This window comes from Flavobacterium anseongense, assembly GCF_021608185.1.
GTDB lineage: Bacteria > Bacteroidota > Bacteroidia > Flavobacteriales > Flavobacteriaceae > Flavobacterium > Flavobacterium anseongense.
Genome location: NZ_JAKIHN010000004.1, coordinates 145,969 through 157,863, shown reverse-complemented (window position 1 = coordinate 157,863; position 11,895 = coordinate 145,969). Strand labels below are relative to the sequence as shown.

The following is an 11,895-nucleotide window of genomic DNA, read 5'->3' as shown; positions in this document are numbered from 1 at the left end:
ATAAATTATGGATATTTCAGAACTACCAAAAGATAAGAAAATAATCCTTTTTGATGGGGTTTGCAATCTCTGTGATTCGTCTGTTCAATTTGTGATTAAACATGATAAAAAAGATATTTTCAGATTTATTCCGCTTCAATCAGAATTGGGACAAAAAATGATCAATCACATTGGGATTTCAGCTTCAGCTATTGATAGCACAATTCTATACGAAAATGACAATGCATATTACAAAGCTCAAGCTGCTTTTAGAATTTTGAAAGATCTAAATTCTCCTTACAGATTTCTACTTATATTTTCAATTTTACCAAATTCTGTTTCGAATTTTATTTATGATTATATTGCCAAAAACAGATACAAATGGTTTGGTAAAAAGGTAAGTTGTATGATTCCAACACCTGAACTAAAATCTAAATTTTTAGCATAAAAAAAGACCTTCATTTCTGAAGGTCTTTTTTATATAATTTATTAAAGACTATTGTTTAACAATTTTCTTAACAGCAACACCTTGGTCAGTTGTGATTTTCATCATATACATTCCTGTTGCTAAATCGCTAACTGAAATTTGACCTTCAGTAGCATTTACTTTTGATGATTTAACTACTCTTCCATTCAAATCAGCTAATTCAACTGTACTAACAACCGCATTTTGATCGTTAGAGAAATTGATAACATTATTTGTAGGATTAGGGAAAACAGAGAATTTAGATGATAAGAAATCATTTGTTCCTAAAACTGAAGTAAAGTTAGTAGTATCGATACGTAATGTTGCAACGGCAGCAGCAGCAGAAATATCGTTAAATGCAAAATAATAAATACCCGCAGTCGGAGCTGTCCAAGCCGGAGCAGTTTGTTGTGCATAAGTAGTAGCTAATAAAGCCGGGTTAGCCCAAATCTGTGTTGTTTGAGCAGTAGTTGTGTTTGCATTACCAACCGTTAATCTCAAACTTCTTGAAGTAGCACAACGTGTCCAAAAAGAAACGGTAACCTGCTCACCAGCTTGTAAATTAAAAGGTGGTGAAAATAACCAGTTGTTTGAAGCAGCTGTTGCGTTAGTATTAAAAATCCAATATTGAGTTGGAGACTGAGCATTAGCAGCAGTAGTTCCTAATCCAAATGATGCGCCATTACCAGCTGTTGTCCATCCTTGTAGTTGAGCTGTAGTGTCAAAACCACTAGCGTAAGGACAAACTTTTGCCAAAACTAAATTATTTACTTCAGTCCAAGCACTTTGTGAAGATACTGAGCAAACGCTTCTTATATAATAATCATAAACAACAGAAGCATTTAAACCTGATAATGCAATTGAATTTGTACTAGTAGTAGCAACTGTTCCAGTTCCTGGCGTAAACCCTGTCAATCCATACTCTACTTCGTAACCTGACGGAGCTGAAACAGAAGCATCCCAGTTTAGTGTTGCAGAAGTAGCTGTTAAATTTGTTACAGCATTGATATAATATGGTTTAATACAAGTATTTGCTGTGAAATTAAAAGTAAAATCAAAACCATTACCATCCCAATAGTTGTCCCATTGAATGTAATAGGTTGTACCACCAACTACCGGAAATGTTAGGGTTGATAAAAAGTTTGTAGCATTATCGTCATTTACATCATAACAAGTTAATGCAGAACAGTCTCCAGTGAATATAGACACCTTTGTATCAACACTGTTAGGCACAACGTTTACAGGCAAATTTGCATCAATTGTAACTTCTCCGTTAGCTGCCGGAGTGTATTTATACCATATACCATAAACTGGTCCAGCTGCATCTGTGGTAGTGTGAGTATAACAGCTGTTTGAAAATACACCTGTTACTGCAGGTGCAGTTATTGTTCCATTTGCTGTGATATTGATAGCAGAAGCGCAATCCCCTTGAGCAAAGGAATTTAATGAACCTAACAGGATCAATGAAAGTAAAAGTTTTTTCATAAAATATTTTTTTAAGTTAAGTGACAAATTTAATAAAGTATTTTAAAGAATTTAATTTTTTTAACTTTCTTTTTCCCATTTACCTACAACTGATGTGGCTAAGGCGTTTCCAAGCACATTTGTTGCACTTCTGAACATGTCACAAAAATGGTCAATTGGCAGGATTAGAGCGATACCTTCGACCGGAATTTTAAACATTCCGCAAGTGGCAGCTACCACAACTAAACTTGCTCTTGGAACTCCGGCAATTCCTTTACTGGTAAGCATTAAGACCAAAAGCATGGTCATTTGCGTACCAAAATCGAGAGGAACACCATAAGTCTGAGCTATAAAAATACTGGCAAACGTCATATACATCATACTGCCGTCTAGATTGAATGAATATCCTAAGGGTAACATGAATGAAACTATTCTGTCTTTTACTCCAAATCGCTCTAACTCTTCTGTTAATTTAGGAAAAACAGCTTCGGAACTTGTAGTTCCAAAGGCAATTATCAATGGGCTAACAATATGTTTTAATAAAGTAGTCATTCTGGTTTTTAGAAAAATATAGCCAACCAATAACAACACAAACCAAAGTGTTGATATTCCGACCATAAAAGAACCGAAGAATTTGGCATAAGTAAGCAGTAACTCGTTTAAATCGCGAATAGCAAAAACTCCGGCTATAGCTCCAAAAACACCAAGTGGCGCAAACTTCATTACATAGTTCACCATTTTTAGAATGATGTGTGAGGTTTTGTCTAAAGCATTTACGACCGGTTTTGCGTGTGAGCCTATCGAAGCTGCAGCCAATCCGAAGAAAATAGAAAAAATTACGATTTGCAATATTTCATTAGTAGCCATTGCTTCCACGATACTTTTCGGAATAATATGTTCTATAAAATTCTGAGCCGAAAAGCCGTCTGTTTTTTCTACGACATCAGTTACTGTTGACACATCAACATTTCCTAATTTCAAACCAACTCCGGGTTGTAGGGTATTCACCCAGAACATTCCTATTAATAAGGATATAAACGAAGCCGTAAAAAACCAGCCTAATGCCTTTCCTCCTATTCTTCCAACGGCTTTTATGTCGCCCAGCTTAGCTATACCAACAACGAGCGTAGTAAATACCAAAGGTGAAATAATCATTTGCACCAATCGGATAAAAATAGTAGCTAGCATTTTTATGTAACCACTAAAGTCTTTGGCAACTTCTTCAGTATAATTATTATGTACAAAAATTCCCAGTAAAGCACCGGCAATCATTGCAATTAGAATCTGAACAGTAAGATTAGAAAAGAAGGACTTTTTTTGAATTTGAGTTGTATCCATTTTTGGTTAGTTCAAGTCGCAGTCGCAGTCACAGTTTTCGGGCATAGTTCACTGCCAACTGAGACTGAATACTGAGCACTACTTTTGATAGGTTTTGTTTAATAAATAAAAATCAGCCAAAACAATTGCTGCCATGGCTTCTACAATTGGCACTGCACGTGGCACCACACAAGGATCATGTCGGCCTTTGCCTTGTTGTTCGACCAAAGTATTTTCGTTAGTCAGCACTTCCTGTTTCTGAATTAATGTTGCTACGGGTTTGAATGCTACTCTGAAATAAATATCCATTCCGTTTGAAATACCACCTTGAATTCCGCCCGAAAGGTTGGTTTTTGTAGTTCCGTCTTCGTTGTATAAATCGTTATGTTCACTACCTTTCATTTTGGCACCACAAAATCCGCTGCCAAATTCAAAGCCTTTTACCGCGTTGATGGATAACATCGCTTTACCTAACTCGGCGTGAAGTTTGTCAAAAACCGGTTCACCCAATCCGATTGGCACATTTTGGATAACACAGGTTACAGTTCCACCAACAGTGTCACCTTGCTTGCGGATTTCCTTAATGTAGTTTTCCATTTTTTCAGCAGTCGCTAAATCAGGACAACGAACAGCATTGGTTTCAATTAAAGAAAAATCTAAATCTTGATATGGTTTATCAATGAAAATTTCTCCCACAGAAGATACAAAAGCATTGATTTTAATATTGGATAAAACTTGTTTGGCAATGGCACCAGCTACAACTCTGCTAGCTGTTTCACGAGCCGAACTTCTTCCGCCGCCGCGATAATCTCGGATTCCGTATTTCTTTTCGTAAACGTAATCGGCGTGACTTGGACGATAACTGTCTTTGATATGTGAATAATCATCCGACTTCTGATTGGTATTCGGAATGATAAAACCGATTGGCGTTCCGGTCGTTTTACCTTCAAAAATCCCTGAAAGTAACTGCACTTCGTCTTCTTCTTTACGTTGTGTAACTATAGAAGACTGACCCGGTTTTCTGCGCTGCATTTCGTTTTGAATGGCAGATAAATCGATTGTAATTCCTGCAGGACAACCGTCAATAATCCCACCTAAAGCTTCTCCGTGCGATTCACCAAAAGTGGTAAGTTTAAAAAGTGTTCCGTAACTATTTCCTGCCATGAGTCTTGTTTTAAAACAAATATAACATTAATGATACAAAGTCAAAAGTTATTATTTAAAATTAATAGCATAAAGATTTCTTCATTACATTCGCAATACAAACTAATTATAATAAAAATGAAAACTAAATTATTCTTTATTGCCATTGCCTTTACGCTTTTGGCCGGATGTTCAAGTGATGATTCATCAGGAAGTGCTAATTCTGGAGTTTATTTGCCTTTGGAAGTTGGAAATTACTGGACTTATGATGTTACAGCTGATGGTCTGGCCATCACCAATCGGGACTCTTTATATATATCGAATGATACTGTTATCAATACCAAAACCTATAAAAAATTTAAAACCCTTAATATTCCGTTTGGTTTTTATTCCAATTCACTACGTAATAATGGAGTCCGTAAACAGAACGATGCCCTTTATATGTCAGGGAATGCCGGATTGAATTTAGGAGCTGTACTGCCAATTGATTTAAGTGTTACTGATTTAATGATTTTTAAGGAAAGCGCTGCTGCAAATCAGGAATTAGGTTCAGTTTCCGGAGTTATCAATCAGGATTTTCAAGGGTATCCACTTGTGATAAACTATACCCTGAAAACAACAGCATTAGAAACCTTACCCACTTTTAGTATTGATGAGAACCACTCTTATACAGATGTAAAAAAAGTAAAAACTACTTTAAATCTGAAAGTTGCAACAACAGTAACAGTTCCGGGGATTCCTATTCCGCTATCTGTTACGTTATTAAACACTCAGGATGTTGTTTCGTCAACTCAATATTATGCAAAAAATATTGGAATGGTATATGCCAATACCATTATCAGCTATGAGCTTCAGGATTTCTCCTCATTTGGAATTTCATTGCCAATACCGCAAAGCGGTTCACAAACCCAAAATGAATTGCTAGATAATCATTTTGTTAACAACTAGTAAAGTTGCAAAGTCTGCCTTATCGGAACGAAATATGTGAATTTGATAACATTAATTTTTAATTCAATTAATGTAAGGGTCTTTAATTTGCTAAACTCTAAATTCATTCATTTTGAAAAAAAGAAAATTAGATGTAGTAGTGATTTCAGACGTTCATTTAGGAACCTTTGGTTCACATGCTCACGAATTGAGCTATTACTTATCCTCTATCAAGCCAAAGGTTTTAGTTTTAAACGGAGACATTATCGATATTTGGCAATTCCGAAAATCCTACTTTCCGAAAGCCCATTTAAAAGTCATCAAGAAGATTGTCGACTTGGCTTCGAAAGGAACAAAAGTGTATTACATAACCGGAAACCATGACGAAATGCTTCGAAAATTTAGCGATTCAACCATTGGTAATATCGCTATAGTAGATAAACTTGTTCTCGATTTAGATTATAAAAAGGCCTGGATATTTCATGGTGATGTATTCGATGCTTCGGTACAGCACTCTAAATGGATTGCCAAATTAGGCGGTTTGGGTTATGATTATTTGATACTTATAAATAGGTTTGTCAATTGGTGCTTGAAAAAACTAGGCAAAGAACCTTATTCCTTCTCAAAGAAAATAAAAGCCGGTGTAAAATCGGCAGTTAAACACATTTCTGATTTTGAAACTACAGCGACAGATTTGGCTATCGAAAAAAAATATGATTATGTAATTTGCGGTCACATCCATGAGCCAAAAATCCTAAAAAAGGAAAACAAGCAAGGGGCAACTACCTACTTAAACTCTGGCGATTGGGTTGAAAACCTTACGGCTTTAGAATATAGTAACCGCCGTTGGAAGCTTTACCGCTATGAAGAACATACGGAACGCGAAGAAGAAGACCTATTCGAAATGGAAGATTTTTTAAGCCAGCAACTTATCGCCTCTGTGATTTATTCAAAGGAAAAATAATTCACAACTGATTAGTTTAGTCAGAAATTGTATAATAAATTTGTAATATTATATAAAGGCGTTGGCATTGTTTTTGTCGACCTTTGTCAAAACTAATTAAAAATTAAACAATGAAAAAAATCATTTTATCTGCTTTTATGCTAATGGGGTTAGCATTTAGCGCACAGGCTCAGGACATTTCAAAGAATGCGTTAGGATTACGTTTAGGAGACAACGATGGTTTTGGTGGAGAAGTTTCATACCAAAGAGGTTTGTCTAAAAACAATCGTTTAGAATTGGATTTAGGATGGAGAAACAGCAATGATGTTGATGCATGGAAACTTGTTGGTTTATACCAATGGGTTTGGGACATTGACAAAGGATTCAATTGGTATGCTGGAGTTGGTGCCGGATTAGGAAGCTGGAGTTATAATAAAGGTGGTGCAAGCGAAAGCGGTACTATCATTCTTGCTGCCGGAGATATTGGTATAGAATATAACTTTCAGGAAGCTCCAATTCAGTTATCTTTAGACTTTAGACCTGAATTCTATTTGAATAATAGTGGTGATAACAAGTTTAGAGAAGACAATTTCGGTCCGGATATTGCGCTTGGAATTCGTTACAGATTTTAATCAAAATCTACATAAACAAAAATCCCGTCTGAATTAAGACGGGATTTTTTATTTGATAACAATTGGTTTCTTCGAATTGATTTTTATAACCGTATAAGGATACAAAGTTTCATCGTTTGTCTGAACAGCTTCAATATTTTTTTGATCGTCCTTAATGTAAACTTCTATTTGAGTTGGTGTCTCAATGACATTTTCAATGGTGACTTTATTACTCTTTTCCTCAGTTGGTCCTGTATTTAGGATAACAAAATTACTCTCGGTTATATCATTTGCACTTATTTTTTTACGCAGCGTTTCATCTCCCAAAAGCATTTTGATTTCTTTTGATTCTGTGAATATTTCATAAAACTTAATATTTGCACCACCATCATTTTTGACCAACAGCACTTCATATAACTGTTTGTTGGCTGTATTCTTTGTTGGCGAACAAGAATACAATAAGGCAATTACTAGTATAGAAATTATTTTTCTCATTTGGAATTGTTAATGGCTTTATGATACAATGCTTCATACAATGGAAGTATATTTTTGATGTCAAATTGTTGCGCAACATTTAACGCTTTTTTTCGAAACTCAGCTAAAGTAGCATCATCAGAAAGAATTTTTAAGGCATTCTCTGCCATGCTGTCAATGTCGCCAACATCGCTGAGATATCCTGAAACTCCATCAAAGTTTACTTCGGGCAAACCGCCTGAATTACTTGATATTATAGGAACACTCCATGCCATAGCTTCGAGTGCAGCCAAACCAAAACTTTCGGTTTCTGATGGCAATAAAAACAAGTCGGAATACGAAAGAATCTGATCTATTTCGTTGCTGTTTCCAAAGAAAATAACTTTGTCTTCAATACCAAGTTCTTTACAAAGTTGTACCGCTCTTGATTTTTCAGGACCATCACCAACCATCATTAGCTTAGCCGGAATCTTCTGTTGAATTTTATAAAATATCTTAATAATATCCGGAATTCGTTTTACTCTGCGGAAATTACTGATATGCGTTACTATTCGCTCTTCTTTTTTTGCCATAACAGAACGATGACAGGAAATCTGACTTTCATTACGTATTTTATCCAACTCTATAAAATTCGGAATTACATGAATCTCTTTTTTAACATTAAAAAGTCGCAAAGTATCATCCTTCAAACTCTGCGAAACAGAAGTCACAATATCTGATTTATTGATGCTGAACGTAACGGCAGGTTTATAAACAGGATGGTTTCCAACCAAAGTGATGTCAGTTCCGTGTAGTGTTGTAACCATCGGAATCTTAATTCCTTCAGCTTTCAACATCTGCTTTGCCATATAACCGGCATAAGCATGTGGAATAGCATAATGCACGTGCATCAATTCGATTTTATAGAGTTTCACCATATCGACCAATTTACTCGACAACGCTAACTCATAAGGCTGATAATGAAATAAAGGATATTCAGGAACATTAACTTCATGATAATGCACATTTGAATTTAGAAGTGCCAACCGAACCGGCTGACGATAAGTAATAAAATGAATTTCGTGTCCGCGATGGGCAAGCTCTAAACCTAATTCAGTGGCTACCACACCACTACCACCAAAAGTTGGATAGCATACAATGGCAATTTTCATGTGTCTTTTTTAGTGTTACGAATTTACATAAAATTGACTTGTCATTTTGTTAGTTTTTGTTAAAAATGATTATATGATTGAATTTTATTACTTTAGTATCCATTAACCAAAACCAACTTATTATGAATATTTTAAAAAACATTTTAGCAGTAGTTCTTGGGCTTGTTATCGGAGGCATAGTAAATATGTCAATCATTATGGCTAGTGGTTCTATTATTCCACCGCCAGTTGGTAGCGACTTAACAACAATGGAAGGATTACAAGCTGCCATGCCACTAATGGAACCAAAACATTTTCTTTTACCTTTTGTTGCGCATGCGCTTGGTACATTTGTTGGCGCATTAATAGCTGCCGGTATAGCCGCCAATAATAAAATGCGGTTTGCTATTGCAATCGGTGTTGTCAATTTGATAGGTGGAATCACGAACATTTTTATGCTTCCATCACCACTTTGGTTTACCGTTATTGATTTGGTATTAGCTTATATTCCGATGGCTTATTTAGGAGGAAAACTTGTTTTGAGAAAGAAGAATTAAAGACTATAACAGGCCGTTATACTTTCTGATAAACCATTCGGAAGCTAAAGAAATAGCTATTAAAACCAATAGCCAAACCCAATCAATTAATGGTGATTTTTTTACCAATGTTTTTTGGATGGCTTTATAACTGTCGTCTGCAAGTAATTGTTTGATAAGCAAATCGGCTTGATTTGACAAGAATGCCTTGCCTTTAGTTTGGGTTGCTAATTGATTCAGTTTGTTCCAATCCGGATTTACAAATTGCTTTTCAATATCAAAATCTAATACCTCAAATCGACTTGAATAAACAGAATTAGAATTCAATTCTTTGACAGTAAATGCATAATTCCCTGCTGATAATCCATCCAAATTAGCCTGAAAAGCGTTTGTAGTTCGAAGCAAATCATAATTCTTGACTTGCTTGGTTTTGGTATTTGTAACTGCTATAGTTAATCGGGCTTTTTCGTCGAGTTCATAATTTTTATTGAAATATTGAGCCGTTATTTCAATGCCTTCGCCCGAATTATAAAAGCGTTCATGAGTAACAACTAAAGACTTTCTGGCGTTGTTTGATGCTAAATATTGTATGGTTTTATCCAGAAAAATATCAAAATCGGTAAAGCTTTTTTTGTCAATATAATTATTGGCACGCCATTTCCAGATGTTTTCTCCAAACAAAAAGGCTCTTCGTTTTCCCTGATTTTCGGCAAAAGCCATTAAAGGTTGATTGGTTTGAATGTTACGAATGGTTGACGATAACAAAATAGTATTATTACCGCTAGCCGTAATTGCTCCAAACGGATTTTCCAGTGGCGGGAATTGTTCGAAGCCAATATTATCCAATGCAAAAAGATTGAACTGACTGTCAAATGAAGCCAAATAATCTTCCTTGCTGCTGCTCATTTTGAAAGTATAATTGTCCTGATTCTGATTCAAAAAATTAAAATCGGTGTCGTTTCCTGTGATAATCCAAGTGTTGATTTTGGCATTTTCGTTTTGATCAAAGATGGTTCTAAACTCAGCATTTGGCTGATACAATATCAAAACATTATAATTTGTTAACGAACTGACTTGGTTTGGTTTAAGAATTGTTACTTTTCGTTGAGCATTAGTTTCGATGCTTCGCTTAATTGCTCCCAAATCAGGATGTGAAATGGATGAAATCAAAGCAACTTCTGTCTTTTGATCGATAACTTCTACAGCAAAATTCTTGATATTGTTATACGTGTTTTTTTCCTGTTCTTTTGATAAAACAGTAGCTTTCAGAATCTGCAAACCAACCTTGTCCGCAGGCAATAAAACATTTAGTGTTGCCGATTTTTTTGATGGAGAAAAAGCAACCGTTTGTTCGTTCAGAATACTATTTCCTTGCGAGATTTTAAATGTGGCGTTGATACTTTTGGTTCCGGCATAATTCAGAAAAACTTCAACCGGAAATTTGTTTTTGTGGAATGCATATTTATTGACATTCAGTTGGGTAATTCTCAAATCCAAATAAGTCGCCGTATCGCCAACAACCAATGGATAAACCTTATTATCAGAATTAAATCCGAAAACATAATCTTCGCCCGATGTCTGGTTTCCGTCCGAAATTAAAACCGTTGGATACTGCTGATTTTTATAGATGTTCTTCAGATTTTTGGCAGCAACATCAATGTTAGACTGAGTTCCTTTGAAATCGATAGTGTCAGCCGGAAGAAAATCGGTATCAAACTGATAGTTTTGAACATCAAATTTATCGGCTAAATCTTTGTTTTCTGAGAGCTTTTGAAAAACTTCCATAGCCGATTTATCCGCTTTTAAATCTTTAATCGAAGCCGAATTATCTATAACAATTGGCAAAGGTGTTTTAACTGTTTCTACAGTTTTTCGTGTAATTATCGGATTAATCAATAAAAGTAATAATCCAAAAATCGAAAAGAAACGCAAAAAAGCCAAAAGCAAATTGATATTCGACTTGCTTTTGACTTTATATAAATATTGGTAAAATGATAAACCAGCAGCAATAAGTATTGATACGAGTAATAACAGGATTGTTGTGGTTGTCATATTTTAGATTGGTATTCTGTTTAAAAATTAGTCGCAGTCGCAGTCACAGTTGACAGTTATCTCTGTTTATTGAGACTGTAAACTGAATACTAGGTTAACATTCCTCCACAAACATTCAACACTTGTCCCGAAACATAGGCGCTCATATCGGAAGCAAAGAATAGACAAGCATTAGCAACATCTTCAGGAGTTCCACCACGTTTTAACGGGATAGAATCTCTCCAGCCTTGTACAACATCTTCGTTTAACTTTGCAGTCATTTCAGTTTCAATAAAGCCAGGTGCAATAGCATTACAGCGAATATTTCTTGAACCCAATTCCAAAGCTATTGATTTAGTAAATCCAATCATTCCCGCTTTTGAAGCGGCATAATTAGCTTGTCCGGCATTTCCTTTTACACCAACAACCGAACTCATATTCACGATAGAACCTTTGCGGTTTTTAAGCATGATTTTTTGCACTGCTTTGGTCATATTGAAAACGGATTTCAAGTTGATTTCGATTACTTTGTCAAAATCTTCTTCGCTCATCCGCATCAAAAGATTGTCTTTTGTGATACCGGCGTTGTTGATTAATACATCAACATTCCCGAACTCCGCTAACACATCATCAACCAGTTTTTGTGCTTCGTTGAAATCGGCTGCATTCGATTTATATCCTTTGGCTTTGATTCCCATTGCCGATAATTCGTTTTCTAAAACCTGCGCTGATTCGGCAGATGAACTATAGGTAAACGCAACATTTGCTCCGTGTTCAGCAAAAACTTTAGCAATTCCGCTTCCAATTCCTCTACTTGCTCCGGTTATGATGGCTACTTTTCCTTCTAATAATTTCATGTTATAAAGATTAGTTT

Annotated in this window: 12 protein-coding genes; 5 read left to right on the top strand and 7 right to left on the bottom strand. The window is 35.5% G+C overall.

Annotated features, from left to right (window positions below; all coding sequences use genetic code 11):
- The first annotated feature begins 13 nt into the window (after positions 1-13).
- Positions 14-427, top strand: a complete 414-nt coding sequence (locus L1S35_RS07605; protein ID WP_236399076.1) for a thiol-disulfide oxidoreductase DCC family protein — start codon at positions 14-16, stop codon at positions 425-427.
- Between the two features lie 48 nt (positions 428-475).
- Here L1S35_RS07605 and L1S35_RS07600 read toward each other — a convergent pair whose 3' ends face one another.
- The 3 genes from L1S35_RS07600 to aroC form a co-directional block, all read right to left on the bottom strand.
- Positions 476-1,930 (bottom strand): T9SS type A sorting domain-containing protein, encoded by a 1,455-nt coding sequence (locus L1S35_RS07600; protein WP_236398784.1) that lies wholly within the window; start codon positions 1,928-1,930, stop codon positions 476-478.
- A 60-nt stretch (positions 1,931-1,990) separates the two neighbouring features.
- Complete coding sequence (locus tag L1S35_RS07595) at positions 1,991-3,247, bottom strand: dicarboxylate/amino acid:cation symporter (protein ID WP_236398781.1); 1,257 nt, start codon at positions 3,245-3,247, stop codon at positions 1,991-1,993.
- A 78-nt stretch (positions 3,248-3,325) separates the two neighbouring features.
- Entirely contained in the window at positions 3,326-4,390 is a 1,065-nt protein-coding gene (aroC, locus tag L1S35_RS07590) for a chorismate synthase (protein WP_236398778.1), read from the bottom strand.
- A 117-nt stretch (positions 4,391-4,507) separates the two neighbouring features.
- On the opposite strand from aroC, the gene L1S35_RS07585 reads away from it, so the two are divergent.
- From L1S35_RS07585 to L1S35_RS07575, 3 genes are all read left to right on the top strand, one after another.
- Positions 4,508-5,317, top strand: coding sequence for a hypothetical protein (locus L1S35_RS07585; RefSeq protein WP_236398775.1), 810 nt, complete (start codon positions 4,508-4,510; stop codon positions 5,315-5,317).
- A 112-nt stretch (positions 5,318-5,429) separates the two neighbouring features.
- Positions 5,430-6,260 (top strand): UDP-2,3-diacylglucosamine diphosphatase, encoded by an 831-nt coding sequence (locus tag L1S35_RS07580; RefSeq protein ID WP_236398772.1) that lies wholly within the window; start codon positions 5,430-5,432, stop codon positions 6,258-6,260.
- A 110-nt stretch (positions 6,261-6,370) separates the two neighbouring features.
- Positions 6,371-6,871 carry a hypothetical protein gene (locus tag L1S35_RS07575; protein ID WP_236398769.1) on the top strand — a complete coding sequence of 167 codons (501 nt, stop codon included), beginning with the start codon at positions 6,371-6,373 and terminating at the stop codon, positions 6,869-6,871.
- 48 nt (positions 6,872-6,919) lie between these two features.
- Here the strand turns inward: L1S35_RS07575 and L1S35_RS07570 are convergent, their stop codons facing one another.
- Both L1S35_RS07570 and bshA read right to left on the bottom strand, forming a co-directional pair.
- Positions 6,920-7,345, bottom strand: a complete 426-nt coding sequence (locus L1S35_RS07570) for a hypothetical protein (RefSeq protein WP_236398767.1) — start codon at positions 7,343-7,345, stop codon at positions 6,920-6,922.
- Positions 7,342-8,475, bottom strand: a complete 1,134-nt coding sequence (gene bshA / locus L1S35_RS07565; protein ID WP_236398764.1) for an N-acetyl-alpha-D-glucosaminyl L-malate synthase BshA — start codon at positions 8,473-8,475, stop codon at positions 7,342-7,344. The genes L1S35_RS07570 and bshA overlap by 4 nt, the downstream gene beginning before the upstream one ends.
- A gap of 122 nt (positions 8,476-8,597) precedes the next feature.
- Between bshA and L1S35_RS07560 the strand changes: the two genes are divergently transcribed.
- Positions 8,598-9,011: a hypothetical protein gene (locus L1S35_RS07560; RefSeq protein WP_236398761.1), complete on the top strand. Its 414-nt coding sequence runs from the start codon at positions 8,598-8,600 to the stop codon at positions 9,009-9,011.
- Positions 9,012-9,014: 3 nt separating this feature from the next.
- Here the strand turns inward: L1S35_RS07560 and L1S35_RS07555 are convergent, their stop codons facing one another.
- Both L1S35_RS07555 and fabG read right to left on the bottom strand, forming a co-directional pair.
- The gene (locus L1S35_RS07555) at positions 9,015-11,042 is read right to left on the bottom strand and encodes a hypothetical protein (protein ID WP_236398758.1); all 2,028 of its coding nucleotides are present in this window, start codon (positions 11,040-11,042) and stop codon (positions 9,015-9,017) included.
- An 89-nt stretch (positions 11,043-11,131) separates the two neighbouring features.
- Positions 11,132-11,878, bottom strand: a complete 747-nt coding sequence (fabG, locus tag L1S35_RS07550) for a 3-oxoacyl-[acyl-carrier-protein] reductase (RefSeq protein WP_236398755.1) — start codon at positions 11,876-11,878, stop codon at positions 11,132-11,134.
- Positions 11,879-11,895 lie beyond the last annotated feature (17 nt).